Genomic DNA, 17,692 nt, shown 5'->3' on the forward strand with positions numbered 1-17,692 from the left:
CGAGACTAATGAGGGTTCGTCTAGGCCTTGGCATGCAACCTCCTTGTTATATGCGCAAATCAAGCATAGTCGGAGGTGATCATTTACGCCATTAACTATGGGTGTCTATATGTTTTTTATAACTCATTAAACTCACCTCTCGGTAGGTATCAATGCTTTATAATTTTCATTCTTCATATCCAAGTCCAATTCAATTATTCCCCGCTAAAACTCTACAGAATTCCATTAGGTTAACTTGGAGAGATAGAATTTGAGCGTTTACTTTATCGTTTAGGTTTGGATTTTCAGACGATTTACTTTCAAGTTTTGAAATCACATGATTTATAGCATCCATTTTGCTTTTAAGTAATTTGTATTTAGCTTGGTCTATTTCGCTCCTTATTGCCGTTATATTAAGATGGGAATCATCCCTACCCATTTTTTGACTTTTCGCGCTTGAATCAATTGAATCAAGCGGCGATTGGACATTATTCGTGATCCGCATATGTAACCCCAGAACTTTAAATACATTAAAATAGAATAGTCATGCGCCATTGCACAACGCACAACGCACAACCGTTCCTCGCTAATAATCTCCCATAACACGAAAGATTTCACATGAATACTTCTGAAATATACTGAAAAACACAACCGCCGTGTGGTAAATCTGATTTGTGATGTTAAGAATAAATAATTGCCAGCCATTGTTGATCATTAGTCAGAATGTCAGCCAGCCAAACGCCACTGTTTAAGCGGTAAAGGCTACTAGTTTGCAATTAAGCACGCAGTTAACAACGAAAGAGCAGAGGCTTTTAAGATAATAAAATCACAAGCTTACTTAATTTACTTGTAGTAGTATACAAAAACATAAGCCAGCCATTATTAATCAATAACATAGCAAGATTGCTACGCACTACTCAAGATCAAACTAGATTTGTATCTTCAAATGCAGCACTTAATCCAAATAAACCTTACAAATCAGCCTAAATCGGCAAAATCAGTCGTTAATCGCTGTTTTTAGCGCAAGAGTTGTTAACTCTGCTAAAGTAGCTGAGGAGTTAGGAGAGATGTGACCGTTTGAACTTAGTTTGCAGGCATAAACTGGCAACTACTTGAAAAATGTCGCCTTCGCTTGTTTAGATGTTCACAGTAATGGCTAAACTCTTCCAATGTACCCACAGGGCCATGGAAAAGTTGCCCAAATTCTGTGACGATTTTAAGCCAATTCGCTGAGGATATGTTTAATCTGCTCAGTATGTCACAAGCCTCTGAATCAATAGCACCACGCTTATCATCTCGAATCACTCTTCCTGTTTCATCCACCAATACGAGATAGTCTTGCAGTGAGAAAGCAATGCCTTTGGGTTGGTTGGCACGTTCATTACCAATGAAAGGTAAAAGGCGTTTAGGTTGCTCTCCCGTAAGCGCTGCTTTTACTCTGAGTTTGATACTCGTGAAGTCCGATTGCTCAGGTTTAGTTGCCATTTTAGCCCGTATCGGATTAAGCTCTACATAGGCCATACAGGCCAATACTGCTGCTTCATCAAGCAATGCTTGTGATTTAAACCGCCCTTCCCACAAATGTGTATGGAACACATTTGAACGCCTTTAGGCGGCCTGAAAGGTGAGCGCCATGGATGGCAGTGAATAGAAATGTCCTGTGCAGTTATCTTCTAGGTTTGCTTGTCTCGCAATAGGCTCGTTTAGACACCTCAACTCTTTTGAAAGCGTTAGCAGCTAATATCGCAAAGGCGCGAGCGATACGTCGCTATCAGATGTTTAAGCTGAGCAACTGCGTACTCTTCTATCACTTCACCTTTGGCAAATTTCTGCGTTAAGACAGTTCCTTTAAACAGTTTATGCCATTGCAATACTACGTCCCTATCTGACCAGGCATTAACTTGTTCAATATCAATATGTAGGACGACATGAAGATGGTTGCTCCCTGTCTATAACAAAGAGTGCATAAGCCGCCACATCGACGGCAAATACTTCGGTAAGTTTCAAGATTTGAGCTTCTACCCAACCACGACGGTGGTCATAATTTTTGCCCGTGTATTTATCATCACCACATAAGAAAGCGCGCCGAACAACGCGACTACAGCAATGATAGTACGCAGTGTCTTCGAGACTAATGAGGGTTCGTCTAGGCTTTGGCATGCAACCTCCTTGTTATATGCGCAAATAAAGCATAGTCGGAGGTTGTCATTTACGCCATTAACTATGGGTGTCTATATGTTTCTTTTTTAGACATTTATATTGTGCTTAGTTTTGAGAAATTTACTAAGACCTTCATGATCAGGGAATAATGAAAATTCGTCTATCCCGAGCATAGCTAAGTATTGCTTCGCTGTTGGTATTATATTCTGAGGTATATCAACTCTCCGCACTACCTGGGGACAAGACACCTCTAATGGCTCCTTCGACTTTCCATGAACTGTGAACATTCCTCTTTGCATTGCAAGCCGAGAATTCCCATGCGGAGAATGAATAGCAAAAGGTTTCTCAATTGATGTATCAGAAGATAATATATTATGCACACCGTAATCTTTAGAACTTTCAGGGGGTATGTCGCCAATTACAGCTGTATCCGCTAGAATATTGTGCCCCGTGGAAACCTGGTTTAAGTTGAAAGGGGATAATATCCATACACAAGGCGAAGAAGGATTATTTCTTAGTGCAAAAAATAACGCAGTCCCCAGATTGGTTGTCCAATCAAGAAGTCTTGTAGGGATTCCATAATGCTGCATATCAAACAACAAATCCCAATTTGACTTATTTTGTGTTCTCAAAGATGCGGAATACATCTTGTAGTCATAAAACAGATTGAGCTCAGAATTACACCCTCCATTTCTTAATACAGTTGGTGTAAGCGTGTATTTGGCGCTGCTGTGCCCTCTATACCAATAGGTCCCACCGCCAATTTGATTCTCAATAGCTTGGATTTCATGAAATATCTCAGATAACACCGTGACTCCTTTTGGTGGTTAACGCGGCAATAAGCGGACTATAATTTTTGGTTATAATGTGTAGCGAAGCGTAACCTAACCAGTTGTTTTAGTTACGTTTAATTGCCTTGTTATATTTTTGAAAAATACTCTGAGATTAATTCTTTGTTTTCTAAATAAGCGTCCAACACTTGGTATAGAAAATACTCTTCATCTTTCTTGAATCCAAACGGGATCTTAGCGTTATCAATTTTGAAGGATTTTATTTTCTTATACCCCTTCTTATCAGGATTCGAAAGTCTTTCAGAGTATTCGTCCAATGTATAAAGTATAAACTCATGATCTAAGTGTTTAATAAAGTAGTCATCATCTAAAACGAAGTATTCTAAATGGATAACCTGAGTAACAACGTCCTGATTGACAAGCTCAAAGTCTTCCATTGTCTCTTCAAATGTTATACTTTGTTTTTCAATATCATGGCGCACCCATAAGTTATTGTCATAATTATCGATTGTGTAAAACTTTGAAGCCTCTGGTAAGTCTGATACATTAATTCTTAGAATGGAGCCGTATTCCATCTCTTCCATCATTGGAATGCATTCAGAAATATGATCAATTCTGAACGAGATGTCGGATAACAATTTTTTATCCATCAAAGACTCAATTGAAGAAAGTAGTTTCTTTGGTAAAGGGATCCAAAAATACTTATCAATTCTTTTATCGCGGATAGTTTGACTATCTTTATCATTGTGTATTTCAATGTTGTCGTTGAGACTTAACAATTTGTATTTTGAAAACTGATTATCTGCTTCACCCAAATCAATATCAATATTCTTATACTCATCATAAAGATGGGATGAATATTTCACATTAAGCATTTCAGAACGACTTTTAATACTCTTATAATTATCATATATCAGTTCACAGACCACTAATAAATGATAATTATCTTCTATATATGCAGGATCTTCTTTACCATGGATAAATTTGTATTCGTTATTGTAGATTTCTGAAATTCCAGAAAATTCAGAATATTCTTTTTCAATGGAATCCAATAAATCATTGAAAGTTGTAATTTGCAGCTTTTCTTCAACCCTATCAATCATCGGCTTATAAAACCTAATAGCACCCTCTGATCCACCTAGGTCCTTAATTTTGTTAGAATAGCTCTTTTTTTCTAACTCATATTTTCTTGCATACAGTCTCATAACTTTTGATCTGAATGCATCACTGTCACAAGATTTTTTTATACTCGGTAATAGTTCATCAGTAATGAAAGAGGATCTTTCAAGGAAAGCGCTAGTTAACCTCCCTGACATACAAGGCTCACTTTTAGTTAAATCTAAGCTATCTAGTTTTTCAAACAATGCGTCCATGTGATCGCTTTACCCTCGTTGCTGCATAAAAATATAACGACCTAGCTCACGAGCCGTAGGTCTCGTGTAGCAGCTTGTTCTTTAATTCGGAGAGAGAAGGTTGAAGCAACTCTATCCATGAGTATTTTTCCATGCCCTTAGGGCTTAAATGAGGCCACCCTGCGGCGTGAGGGAAGCATCGCCTCTTTACTTGAAGTCAATTGCAGGTCTCTTTAAAAGCTTCGCTTTACGAGCCTTGGCAAGTGCCTTCAAGCTACCATAGAAAAGGCGTTTCTTCCATCGCGTTTGGCTCTATCTATTCCTTAGGCTAGACTAAATTATCACTTCTATTTTGCCTAAAATCGTCTACCGCAGGTCAAGAACGCCCCAATAAGGGGCTGATAAACGCTTGGCTAAACTGTGTAACGAAGTGGAACTGAGCCAAGCTTTAGCAGTCCTGTCACTTTATTGGCTTGTTATATTTCGTCCTCACATGGTTCTATTACACCATTAATAGCATTACTAACACGCTTTTGTTGCTCTGGTGATAATTCCACATCCGATAAATCACTTTTAATTTGCTTAGACATTCCATCGATTAATAAATCCATGGTTTTCGAGACCTCTTGAATATCACCTTTCTTTAACGACTCTTTCAAAGAAAGATGTAATTCAAGATTCATTGTATTTAAAAGTAATTGAGATTTTTGCATATCTTTAACACGCAAAAGTTCGTCGAATTTATGCGTATCGTAAATATAACCACCAATAGTAATGCATCCAATCACTATTGATATCGATATTAGATAGTTCTTCACCAGTCCCTCGAGAAATATAACAGCGTATTACCGCGAATTCCTCGTAACATCCAAACCAGAAATCACTTGAAACCGTCGTTCACGCTTAGTTTATTTTAATAATATTAGCAACTTAACAGAGATGGTTACCTACCGCAATCACCCTTTCGTGTGGATAAAAACGAGACTTTACCTATTTGTGCATCAACCCTTCTCGTTATGCAACCCCACTATAAACTCAAAGCACTGATAATTATAAATAATCGATAGTTTCACCTATGAAACTGAGTGTTTTTGCAAATGACATAACGAGAAGCAAAGTGGAAAAGTTTGGAGTTAGTTATTATATCTGTATAAATACACAGCTATCTCATCAAAACCAAAAGATAAGCAAAAGTTAAAGCGACTACACAATTGGCACAGTATAGATACGGCAAAGGGGATCGAAAACAGGCCAGCTCTTTAACATCCATTCCACTAAGGCATTTGTGAATCCTTTCACATAAGAAGAAACCGTAAAGCAGGCTTAGATGGCTTTACAGCCATCTCCCCGGGGTGACTAAATGTCCCTAGCTGGTAGGCAATAGAATGCAATGAAGAAAAGCAATTCCTGCGTCGAGCGGCCATGGAGCACATCACAATGCCGAAAAACCATGGTTAAAAACCGCTCCTATTGCTTTTTCGATTGCTCATGACGTGCCCAAGGGTTAACGGCAGCAGGTTTAGATTTGCTCGCTGCTTTTGAATCCTTGTTTTGGCGAACATTGTCTGCACTATCCCCATTGCCCGCATTAGCACTGTCTCTGCGTTTATTCGGATTTGTACTTTTTGTTGAATGAGCTAAGTTTCCAGACCGTGCAGAGCTTGTTGATTTACCAGGTTTAGCCGGATTTTTAGGGTCGCGCTTAGCTTTATTTGGCGCGCCATCAGCATCACGCTTGGCTTTAGGGACATAGTTTAAGATTGAAACAGGCACCACTTTCTTCGGTTCAAACCCTTCAATGACAACGCGATCTAACAGATGATCAATGCGACTTTCAATCATACATAGGTTTTTAAAATCATCTTTAGAGACCAAACTTACCGCTTCACCAATCGCGCCAGCACGTCCGGTTCTGCCGATACGGTGAACATATTCATCGGCAGGAAAAGGTAAGTCATAGTTGATAACTAGCGGTAAATTATCAATGTCTATCCCTCGAGCCGACACGCCAGTTGAAATAAGATAAGCAATCTTGCCTGATTTGAAATCCGCTAAGATCTGTTCACGTATCGCTTGAGTCTTGCCACTGTGCAAACACTCAGCATTAATACCGCGCTTTTCCAATTGGCTCACCAGCTTAGCCGCGCCGTGTTTGGTTTCGATAAAGATTAACGCTTTTTGCCACGCGTTCTCTTTAATAAGGTGGCTGAGCAACGCCGATTTCTTATCTTTATCAACGGTAACCATCCATTGCTTGATATCAGGCTTTGTTTGCTCTTGAGTGACCGATAGCTGAACAGCATCACTAACCGTGTACTTGGCTAAATCTCGCACTTTACGTGACAAGGTGGCTGAAAACAGCAGGTTTTGCCGCTGCTCTGGTAATTTATCGACGATATCGGTGATGTCATCAATAAAGCCCATATCCAACATGCGGTCGGCTTCATCAAGCACAAACATCTCAATCTCATCAAAATGAATAGCACGTTGAGTATACAGATCTCTGAGGCGACCTGGCGTTGCCACTAATATATCCAGCCCATCAATCAAGGCTTGCTTCTGTGGCGCTAGGTCCACACCGCCGTACATGGCTTGCGAGCGTAGCGCGAGATACTTGCCGTAAGCTTGAATGCTTTCATTAACCTGCACCGCTAACTCACGAGTAGGGGTAATGACAAGTCCCCTAACCCGCTTTTTACGTCCAGGCTCTCCTTTAGCTAAACGCTCAAGCATTGGCAGCACAAAACCGGCAGTTTTACCGGTACCGGTTTGCGCAGCTGCTATCACGTTTTTACCACGCAACACCAAAGGGATCGCTTTTTCCTGAATCACGGTTGGCGTTGTATAGCCAAGCTCATCAATCGCTTTTTGTATATCGTGGTGTAATGCAAGTTTGTTAAAGGACATGACCGCTCTCAAGGGCAACTTAATGACACAAAGTTCATGCTATAGCCACTTGGATATGCATCATGAAAATGGTCATTAACGTATAAAGAAGAATGAACTCGCCATTATAACAGCCTTGGCTCGCAGCAATAAATACTCACCAAGCCTAAATTAAAGCTCTAGACATAAAACAGCCGATCTATACGTGAAATAACAGGTCCACACAGACATAAGCACTGCTTAGCACCAAGCACGTTGACCGATTGAATACGTATGTAATGGATTGCGAGCAAATTAGAGTTATCACTATGATAACAGCCACAAAACTAAAAAATAACACAGAGACTGATATGAACAGTACCTTACTCGATAGTGCCGATTCAGTATTGCATCACAAGCCTAGGGCAATACTCAGCGTTTTACTTGGCGCTTTACTTAGCGGCGCACTATGCCTTACGCCAAGTTTAGTGCAAGCCAAACAAGTGACGCTCAACTCGCCCGACAATCAAATCGCGGTCACCATCACAGATGATAATGCCCGTCCGCAATATCAGGTCAGTTTTAACGATAAGCCAGTCATCAATCTGTCTGAGCTTGGTTTATCCTTTATCAGCATCGGCGAGTTAAGCGACCAATTTAAACTGATTAACACTAAAACCAATAGTGTTAACAGCCAGTGGCAGCAACCTTGGGGTGAGCAACAATGGATGCAGGACCACCACAACGGCGTTATCGCTACCTTTTCAGATGGTCAATATCAATTTGATGTTGAGTTTCGCGCGTTTAATGATGGCATAGGTTTTCGCTACCATTTTCCTAAGCAGCATCAATTAACCGATTTAGCCATTAACAGAGAGCTCACCACCTTTGCCATTCCAGAGCCAGAAAAAGCCACGTCGTGGTGGATCCCAGCTCGGGGCTGGAATCGTTACGAATACCTCTACCAGAAAACCCCGGTGCTGGATATCGATCGTGTCCATACCCCTTACACCATCAAGCTCGACAATGGTGTGCACTTAAGTATTCATGAAGCCGCGTTAACAGACTATGCCGCCATGACGTTAGATCAGCGCCGCGGTGGTATCTTACGGGCCGATTTAACCCCATGGTCAGATGGTGTGAAAGTAAAAACACAAGCGCCCTTTTCCAGCCCATGGCGAACCATTCAGATAGCACCCAAAGCAACAGGCCTACTTAACTCGTCATTGATCCTCAATCTTAACGAGCCGAACAAACTAGGTGATGTCTCTTGGGTAGAGCCTGGCAAATATGCGGGCATTTGGTGGGGCATGCATATTGGCGAGAATACCTGGGGCTCTGGTGACAAGCATGGAGCGACTACCAGCGAAACCAAGCGCTACATGGATTTTGCCGCAGCCAGTGGCTTTATTGGTGTGTTGGTTGAAGGTTGGAACCTTGGTTGGGATGGCAGCTGGTTCCATAACGGCGATGTGTTTAGTTTTACCCAATCTTATGATGATTTCGATATTAAAGCGGTTGCCGATTATGGCAAGCAGCTCGGTGTTAGGCTGATCGGTCATCATGAAACTTCAGGCTCAGTCACTAATTACCGCAAGCAAATGGATGATGCCTACGATCTTTACGAAAAAAATGGCGTCACCCAAATTAAAACCGGATATGTGGCCGACGGCGGTGATATTAAGCGGGTTGATGAAAACGGTATCGTTCGACATGAATGGCATGATGGCCAATTTATGGTGAATGAATACCTGCATAGCATCGAGCAAGCTGCCAAACGTAAAATCAGTATTAATACCCATGAGCCCATCAAAGATACTGGGCTTAGACGTACCTACCCCAATTGGATAAGCCGTGAAGGTGCACGAGGCCAAGAGTTTAATGCTTGGGGCACGCCGCCAAATAATCCGAGCCATACGCCAACCCTTGCTTATACGCGCATGTTAGCTGGCCCGATGGATTTTACTCCGGGTATTTTTGATTTAGCACCTGAAGGATTAGATGCAGTTAACCGAGTACAAACTACCTTAATGAAGCAATTGGCGTTATATGTGGTGTTATATAGCCCAATCCAAATGGCCGCTGATCTGCCTAAAAACTATGCTAAGTACCCCGATGCATTTCAGTTTATTAAAGATGTACCTACCGATTGGACAACCAGTATCGCGCTGCAAGGTGAAGTGGGCGAATATGTAGTATTTGCCAGACAAGAGCGTGGCGGCGTGAGTGACGGGCGCGATTGGTACTTAGGCGCCATTACCGACGACTCACAACGTACGCTGACCATTGACTTAGACTTCCTTGATAAAAATACCCGTTATCAAGCCCAAATCTACCGCGATGGACCCGATGCCAATTGGCAGAGCAACCCTTATGACTATATAGTCGAAACCAAGCATGTCACTAATGCAGATAAGCTTGAACTGCCCCTTGCAACCAGCGGTGGCGCGGCCATTCGTTTTAAGGCGTTATAATTGCCGTTCAAGTTAAGTCTGTTAGTTTCAAAGCTATTCTTTTAAAGCACTCGGCGCTAGTCACTGATGACTAGCGCCGTTAATGCGCCGACTCTACTTATGCTGCTTAAACTGCTTTACCTGCTCGGCCCACTAACTTGAGCTACCTTCCAAAGCATCACTTATCTCGTTTCCAGCAATTACAATAACGCCAAAATTCACTTTTGCATCGCAATTCTCTGTGCAACATTTCTTAACGTTTTTGTACTCACATCAATGGTGAAGTTTGATACTGTTAATATTCAAATAGCTATCAGCATAATTATAACAATGAGGCAATATGAAAAAGCTCACTAGCACACTTGCTGTCACTTTCGCGCTATACGGCACAGCCACTTTCGCACAACCCTATCAAGCGCCATCTTCAGAAGACTTACGCTTATACGATATCGCTCAAGCACCAAGCTCAGCGCGGTTAATGGCAGATATACAATCGCTAGTGAACTTTGGCACCCGCCATACATTGTCTGATCAAACCAGTAAAACCGCCGGCATCGGCGCTGCACGTAACTGGATTAAGGCCGAGTTTGAACGTATTTCTAAAGCGTGTGGTCAATGCCTTGAGATCATTGAAGTGGGCGATGTGGTTGAAGGCAAACGCATTCCCTCACCCACCAATGTGGTTAACATTATTGCCATTCAAAGAGGCAGTAACGATCCCAATCGAATGGTGATCATGAGTGGTGATATTGATTCGCGCGTGACAGACGTGATGGACAGCACCAGCGTATCTCCTGGTGCCAACGACAACGCTTCAGGCGTTGCTGGCGCCATTGAAGCCGCTAGAATTTTAAGCAAATACCAGTTCTCAGCCTCCATCGTCTATGCAGCCCTGAGCGGAGAGGAACAAGGCTTATATGGCGGAACCATCTTAGCCGACTATGGCAAACAGCAGGGCTGGGACATTCAAGCGGTATTAAATAACGATATGATCGGTAACATCGCAGGAATAAACGGCGTGGTCAGCAACCATACTGTAAGGGTCTTTTCCGAAGGTGTTAGATATGCTGAAACAGAAAATGAAGCCAAACAACGCTACTTTGAAGGCGGAGAAAATGATTCGGCATCACGTAACCTTGCGCGCCATATCAAATCGTTAGCTGACCAATATATGACAAATTTAGATGTTGAGATGGTTTACCGTCTTGACCGATTTGGCCGTGGAGGCCATCACCTGCCGTTTAATAAAGCTGGCTTGCCAGCGGTTCGTATAATGGAAACTAACGAGCATTATCATCGCCAACATCAAGATATACGCGTTGAAGATGGTATTGCCTATGGTGATGTCATTGAAGGGGTCGATGGTCCATTTACCGCAAAACTCACAGGGTTAAATGCCATTAGTCTCGCGTCAATGGCTTGGGCACCCGCGCCACCCAAAAATGTCACCATCGCTGGTAAAGTTTCACCCGATACTACCTTAAGTTGGCAGTTAAGTACTAACAACGAAGTGGCTGGCTATCGTATCTATTGGCGAAAAACCACATCACCGCAGTGGACCCATAGTCGCTATGTGGGCAAAGTAGATTCATTCACGTTAAAAAATATGGTGATTGACAATTACCTGTTTGGCGTAGCCAGTGTCGGCACCAACAGTAATACCAGCCCAGTTGTGTTTCCTGGCCCAGCGGGCGCATTTTAATACCAATCAGCATAAAGATGTGATCGCTCAGCGAGAGTTTAGCGCTTTTGAGACAAGGTCATTAAATGCTCCTCGGTAACTGCTCCTGCGTTACTCTACCTCCTATATCCCTATAGTCGTGCATTAATGACATTCACCACATCTGACCTCCAGGGATGGAGGAAATGTCTTATGACTGTCTGGAACAGTCAAGACCATGTGGCTTGCAACGAATGAAGGGCATAGTGACTCTACGTTCAAGTTCGTTTACACAGGATCAGAAGTGCTAAAACTCGCCCTTTGGGAGTTTTTGGCTGCCTACTTCTTCGTTGAATAACTTCCCAATAGCACCACTATTACTTAAGTTATTCGTCTCGAACTAGTTTGCCAAAAATAGCTCTGAGTAGATCACTTTCTTATGCCGATTGGTATAAGCCACCACATAGTACAGACAAAACAAACTACACTAGGGCTACCCGGTAACTTGTTATGGGTAGCCTAAAGCTGTTGCGGAAACGATGATGCATTGTACTGAATAGCCCACACCAATCTTTAATTGATCATCAATACTGATATCGGCTAATTGAAGGGTATTAGGTATTTGCTCAAATGCATTGGTTATCGCTTCTTTCGTAGCAACTTGCTCACCACTTGGCAAAACATACAGTATCGACGTTTGACAACTCTCACCCGTGACTTCGCCTAATACTGTCAGTGACTCTTCGTTACTACTATTAATATTAGAGCTCGCAATAAACGATCCATGACTGGCAATATTGCAACCACTTAGGCCACCGAGTAACAGTAAACCCATCATTGTACGCGATAATTTAACCATCAATTTACACCTTCAATAGTTATCAATAAGATGCAATAAGGTTAACGTAATAGCATGAATACGTATGCATCTAGTTGTTAAAAAAAACAACACAAGGTTAACATGAGTTCAGCCGATTTGCGCAATGCGATTCACTCAGGGACTGTATTGAACCGCATGCTCGATGAATGCTAACTAAGCTCGAAATGATTGTCGTAATCACGTTAGTTGCTATGAACTCATATTGATGATTCAGACAAGCACATTACGTTGAGGTCTTGTAAATGTACAACGTCTTGATTCCTTTAAATTAGGCAGTACGTTTTTAAGCGAATACCGTGTGAGGGACGCGCGTATTCGCTATTTTTTTAATTAATACGACACAATCTCTATAAACGCCTTAAGCGGGCCCATAACAATACGAGAACCGTCAATGTCACAACTAAACCAGTCAAGCAAGCCGCTATTGAGTTTTTGGCAAATATTTAATATGTGCTTTGGCTTCCTAGGCATTCAATTTGGTTTTGCGCTGCAAAATGCCAACGTCAGTCGGATATTCCAAACCCTTGGCGCATCAATTGAAGATATTCCGATTTTATGGATCGCCGCCCCTCTGACCGGACTCATTGTCCAGCCGATCATTGGCTACATGAGTGACAATACTTGGACACGTTTGGGTCGCCGTCGGCCGTACTTTCTTGTTGGTGCAGTGTGTACCACACTCGCCTTGTTTATTATGCCGCACTCACCAGTATTGTGGATTGCTGCAGGCATGTTGTGGATTATGGACGCCTCAATCAACATCGCTATGGAGCCTTTTAGAGCGTTCGTTGGTGACAATCTTCCTAAAAAACAGCGACCACTTGGCTATGCTATGCAGAGTTTTTTTATTGGTATCGGCGCTGTTATCGCTTCAGCACTGCCCTATATACTGACCAACTACTTTAACGTCAGTAATACCGCACCTGCCGGAGAGATCTCTGATGCGGTACGCTATGCATTCTATTTTGGCGGCATAGTGCTATTTTGTGCGGTTTTTTGGACCATTATCAGCTCAAAAGAATACTCACCCAAAGAGCTCGCAGCCTTTGAACAGCACCAGCCTGAGCAACAACAAGTATCAAGCCTGCGCAGGGCAGCACAATATCAACAAGGCGGCATAATTTGGACCATTATCGGTGTTGTTGCCACTGGCATCATTTGGGGGGCTGATCTCGACAAGCAGCTTTATATCCTTTCTATTGGGATTTTTGCCTTTGGGCCATTGCAGTGGTTCTGTGCTCGCCACAAAGCCAAGGCCAGCACCAAATCAAATATGGCGTTTGCCATTACCGATGCGTTATTTGCGATGCCAAAAGCAATGAAACAACTGGCATGGGTACAGTTTTTCTCATGGTTTGCCCTGTTTTCAATGTGGATCTACACCACCTCAGCGGTAACCTCGTATCATTACGGTACTAATGATGTGTTATCACAAGCCTACAATGACGGTGCTGACTGGGTCGGTATGCTATTTGCGTCATACAACGGGTTTGCCGCATTAGCCGCCATACTGATTCCATTACTCGCCATGGCAGTTGGCTTGAAATGGTCACACTTAATTAACCTGTTTTGTGGTGGTATTGGCCTAATTAGCTTCTTGTTTATCCAAGATCCTGCTTTGTTGTGGATACCTATGATTGGTGTGGGTATCGCGTGGGCATCAATTCTATCTATCCCTTACGCCTTGTTAGCGAATGCACTACCTGCCAAACAAATGGGCATTTATATGGGCATTTTTAATTTCTTTATCGTTATTCCCCAATTACTCGCTGCTAGCGTGTTGGGGTTAATCGTTAACACCTTATTTGACGGTGAACCAATATACGCTTTGGTGTTAGGTGGCGGATTGATGATGCTGGCCGGTGTCAGTGTGTTATTCGTATCAACCAATAAAACTGAATAAGCCAACGGCTCAACATAATAATAGACAAACATAACTTGCTAAGGGACCTCAAAATGGCTCACAGACCACGATTTTTACTAAATGCAGTTTCCGGCGCATTGAGCTGTGTTTTAACAATGACAGCCTGTGCCCCTAATGAACAACAAGCTACAGAGCAACAAATTGAGCGGATCGCACCTGGTGCACCAGGTGTAGATCCAATCTGGGCGTTTTCAGGCAAAACCGGGATTGGCACGTCTTACACCCCCTATCAAACTGACGCTGCGCAGCAAAGCAGCAAAGTCTGGTTCTCACTGGCCCAAGGTATTGTCACAGAAACCATGTTTGGTCTGATCCACAACGCACAGCTAAAAGAGATGCAATTTATCATTGCAGGGGAAGACTTTACCGACACAGAACAAACTGACACCCACTCAACCATTGATTATCTCCACAAAGACAGCCAGGGTCGGCCGTTATCTTTGGCTTATAAAGTTGTCAACACTGACAAACAAGGTAAGTACCAAATAGAAAAGCATATTTTTACCGATCCAGACAGCCAATCTTTGGTGATGAAAGTATTTTTCACCGCCTTTGAACCGAGCATCACGCCCTACCTTTACGTTAACCCACATATTGATAATAGTGGTGCTAACGACATCGCCTATACCACTAACGATGGCCAAGCACTGATTGCCCGTACTAACGAGCAAACAAGCAGTGTATTGTCGGTGATTAGTGATAAGCCTTTTGTGGAAACTAGCGTTGGATTTGTTGGAAAGTCAGATGGTTTAACCGACCTTAACGACAATGGCCAACTAGATTGGCGTTATGACCGTACTGCTGACGCAACCAATAGCAGTATCGGTAATGTGGCAATGACCGCTAAACTGCCGACACTTGAAGTGAAAAACAATAATAGCCCAGATAACAGCATAAGTTACAGCACAACGTTTGTAGTTGGTTTTGGCGACAATGAACAGCAAAGCTTAGCCCATGCGAATAAAACCCTAGCGTTAGGCTACGATAAAGTACTGGCCAATTATAACGGCATTGATGAAGCTGTAGGTTGGCAAGATTACCTCAATAGCTTATCTGCCCTACCCGCAATGGTTAACAGCAGTGCTGATAATGGTGAACTACTTTATGCCAGTGCATTAGTATTAAAGGCACAAGAAGATAAAACCCATCCGGGTGCGCTAATCGCTTCACTGTCAAACCCTTGGGGAGACACAGTTTCAGCAAAGGTTGGCAGCACAGGTTATAAAGCAGTTTGGCCAAGAGATTTTTATCAATGCGCAATGGCTTTTCTGGCCATGGGCGATACCCAAACCCCTAAAGTGGCATTCGAGTACTTACAAAAAGTGCAAGTCACAGAATCAACGCCTGGGTATCAAGGTACGCCTGGTTGGTTCTTACAAAAGACCCACGTGGATGGTCAAATTGAATGGGTAGGTGTGCAGCTAGACCAAACCGCAATGCCACTTATGTTAGCGTGGCAACTATGGCAAGCAGACGTACTATCAGATGCTGAAATCCAACATTGGTATCAGGTGATGTTAAAAAGTGCCGCTGACTTTCTAGTTACTGGCGGCAAAGTTAAACTTGATTGGAATTATACTGAAATCAGTCCACTTAATACTCAACAAGAGCGCTGGGAAGAACAAGCTGGCTATTCGCCATCAACTGCTGCTGCGGTGATTGCAGGCTTAATCAGTGCAAGTGAAATGGCGGCTTTAAGCGGTGATACTGACAATGCCAAACGCTATCTTGATACGGCCATTGCCATGGAGAGCAAACTCACACCATTAATGGTCACTGACACGGGGTTAATTGCAGATAGCCAAGGGGATAATACACCTTACTATGTGCGGATCTCACCCAATGGCAAACCCAATACCAATGCGAAACTGGTCGATAATAATGGTCGCCCGGGTCTTGACCAACGTTTAGTACTGGATGGCGGTTTTCTTGAACTGGTCCGTTACGGCGTTAAACCGGCCAATGACACCGTTATCACCAATAGCTTAAGCAGAATCGACAACACTGAGCTTGAAGATAATTTACGAGTCAAATATCTGTTTAAAGGTAAAGACGGGCAAACCACGCCGGGTTACCGCCGCTATGGCAACGATGGTTATGGCGAGGATGAGTTAACAGGCAGCAGTTACGCCGAGAACGGCAGCAACACACCGGGACAGCGTGGCAGAGTGTGGCCATTCTTCACCGGTGAGCGAGGCCATTATGAGCTAGCAAAATTGACTCAAGCAAATCAGCTAACCGCGCAAGCCAAACAACAGCTTATTGCCACCTATGTTAAAGGCATGGAGAACTTTGCTAACGAAGGGCTGATGCTCCCTGAGCAGGTATGGGATGGTGTCGGTAACCCAACTCGTTATGAGTACCAAAAAGGTCAAGGCACCAACTCGGCGACGCCTTTAGCATGGACCCATGCTGAATATGTGAAGCTGTTGCGTTCAATGACTGATGAGCAAGTCTGGGACTACTACCCTAATGTCAGTGATAAACTCAACCCGTAAAACATCAAGTCCATAAATCGGTCATTGCTTGAATCGATAAGATAACGCCACGAACAAATTTTGATCGTGGCGTTTTCGTTATAAGCGGTATTGCCACATCAAGCCATAAGTATCAAAGTCATTTCCATAGCGCGTTAGCACCCCTGTGCTCACACTTAGCTTTAGACTGTGTTTTGCCGTTAGTGAATAGGAATAGGTTAAGCCAAAGCGAGAGTTTTGCTGATCATCATCTGACTGAATACCATTTTTGACCGTTTCTCCACCAAAGAAAAAGTTACCATTTAATGATAACCAATGACCTCGATTGAAATTGTAAATCAGATGAGCTTGCAGATTGACTTGTGGATCTTGTGACAATTGGCCATCACCCAGATATTCATCATTGTCGCCATAAAACCGTATCGAGGCGATGATGTCGTAATACCAGCGCCCTATTCGGTGTGACATGCCCACCCCAGGTCGATAGACCCAACGATTAGCGCCACTATTTAATAACTTGTCCGTTTGATAACTACCAAGCGGAGCGGTTACCTGCATACTGGCTCCAATGACCAAGCCTTGATGCCAAGCGCTAAAGTCTTGTATTTCCATTGCCGGGGCACCAAAGAAATTCCAGCTTAGTCTAAAAGTAGGATCGGTATAGCCGCAGCGATCAACGCTAACTTTATCGCCTTGTAAACGTGCACTACCCGTAAAGCAGCTGCGGCTTACGGCAGTATCGAATTTTGCGCTACTACCAAATAGAGAGAAACTGGTGGCATAACCTACTATATAGGCATCAATATCTAGCTTGGCATCTTCAACGGGCGCACTGGGCGAAGGTGACACTTCCCCAGACGAGTTGGCGTAACCTGCGGCAATAAAATGCTGCCCTATAGGCAAGTTAGTATAGCTTCTAGGTTCAAGATCCTGCGCCTGCAACGCAAGCGGAACACAGAAAATACTCGATGCTGCGAATAGGATGTTGAAGGATGTTAATTTGATTGCCATACCCTAGACTCTTGAATAATTTCATTAGTTAACACCTTGTTAATTACCAAGGTAACACTAACGTCATGAAAATCTACTCTTTTATTTGTACGTTCTACTCGTTATCAGTCATTCTTCAACACACCTATAGCGCAGTTAAC

General features: G+C 43.0%; 10 protein-coding genes and 1 pseudogene. 4 read left to right on the forward strand and 7 right to left on the reverse strand.

Annotated features, from left to right (window positions below):
• Nucleotides 1-1,062: 1,062 nt before the first annotated feature.
• The 5 genes and pseudogenes from ACHUFW_RS19215 to ACHUFW_RS19235 all read right to left on the reverse strand — a co-directional run bounded on the left by ACHUFW_RS19215 (nucleotide 1,063) and on the right by ACHUFW_RS19235 (nucleotide 7,189).
• A pseudogene (locus tag ACHUFW_RS19215) lies at nucleotides 1,063-2,139 on the reverse strand (transposase).
• Nucleotides 2,140-2,225: 86 nt separating this feature from the next.
• Entirely contained in the window at nucleotides 2,226-2,948 is a 723-nt protein-coding gene (locus tag ACHUFW_RS19220) for an FRG domain-containing protein (protein ID WP_394205384.1), read from the reverse strand.
• Nucleotides 2,949-3,058: 110 nt separating this feature from the next.
• Complete coding sequence (locus ACHUFW_RS19225; RefSeq protein WP_394205385.1) at nucleotides 3,059-4,303, reverse strand: hypothetical protein; 1,245 nt, start codon at nucleotides 4,301-4,303, stop codon at nucleotides 3,059-3,061.
• Between the two features lie 455 nt (nucleotides 4,304-4,758).
• Nucleotides 4,759-5,100, reverse strand: coding sequence for a hypothetical protein (locus tag ACHUFW_RS19230; RefSeq protein ID WP_394205387.1), 342 nt, complete (start codon nucleotides 5,098-5,100; stop codon nucleotides 4,759-4,761).
• Between the two features lie 649 nt (nucleotides 5,101-5,749).
• Nucleotides 5,750-7,189: a DEAD/DEAH box helicase gene (locus tag ACHUFW_RS19235; RefSeq protein ID WP_394205388.1), complete on the reverse strand. Its 1,440-nt coding sequence runs from the start codon at nucleotides 7,187-7,189 to the stop codon at nucleotides 5,750-5,752.
• Nucleotides 7,190-7,518: 329 nt separating this feature from the next.
• Here ACHUFW_RS19235 and ACHUFW_RS19240 point away from each other — a divergent pair, with 329 nt between their 5' ends.
• Together ACHUFW_RS19240 and ACHUFW_RS19245 are read left to right on the forward strand one after the other, a co-directional pair.
• Entirely contained in the window at nucleotides 7,519-9,621 is a 2,103-nt protein-coding gene (locus ACHUFW_RS19240; protein WP_394205389.1) for a glycoside hydrolase family 97 protein, read from the forward strand.
• A gap of 319 nt (nucleotides 9,622-9,940) precedes the next feature.
• Nucleotides 9,941-11,302, forward strand: a complete 1,362-nt coding sequence (locus ACHUFW_RS19245) for a M28 family peptidase (protein ID WP_394205391.1) — start codon at nucleotides 9,941-9,943, stop codon at nucleotides 11,300-11,302.
• Between the two features lie 466 nt (nucleotides 11,303-11,768).
• Here the strand turns inward: ACHUFW_RS19245 and ACHUFW_RS19250 are convergent, their stop codons facing one another.
• Nucleotides 11,769-12,119 (reverse strand): hypothetical protein, encoded by a 351-nt coding sequence (locus ACHUFW_RS19250; RefSeq protein ID WP_394205393.1) that lies wholly within the window; start codon nucleotides 12,117-12,119, stop codon nucleotides 11,769-11,771.
• A 412-nt stretch (nucleotides 12,120-12,531) separates the two neighbouring features.
• Here ACHUFW_RS19250 and ACHUFW_RS19255 point away from each other — a divergent pair, with 412 nt between their 5' ends.
• Both ACHUFW_RS19255 and ACHUFW_RS19260 read left to right on the forward strand, forming a co-directional pair.
• The gene (locus ACHUFW_RS19255; protein WP_394205395.1) at nucleotides 12,532-14,043 is read left to right on the forward strand and encodes an MFS transporter; all 1,512 of its coding nucleotides are present in this window, start codon (nucleotides 12,532-12,534) and stop codon (nucleotides 14,041-14,043) included.
• Between the two features lie 53 nt (nucleotides 14,044-14,096).
• Nucleotides 14,097-16,562, forward strand: a complete 2,466-nt coding sequence (locus ACHUFW_RS19260) for a glycoside hydrolase family 15 protein (RefSeq protein WP_394205397.1) — start codon at nucleotides 14,097-14,099, stop codon at nucleotides 16,560-16,562.
• Between the two features lie 78 nt (nucleotides 16,563-16,640).
• Here the strand turns inward: ACHUFW_RS19260 and ACHUFW_RS19265 are convergent, their stop codons facing one another.
• Entirely contained in the window at nucleotides 16,641-17,552 is a 912-nt protein-coding gene (locus tag ACHUFW_RS19265) for a transporter (RefSeq protein ID WP_394205398.1), read from the reverse strand.
• Between the last annotated feature and the right edge of the window lie 140 nt (nucleotides 17,553-17,692).

Origin of the sequence: Shewanella waksmanii (assembly GCF_043643685.1) — a bacterium.
In the GTDB taxonomy this organism is placed as follows: domain Bacteria; phylum Pseudomonadota; class Gammaproteobacteria; order Enterobacterales; family Shewanellaceae; genus Shewanella; species Shewanella waksmanii_A.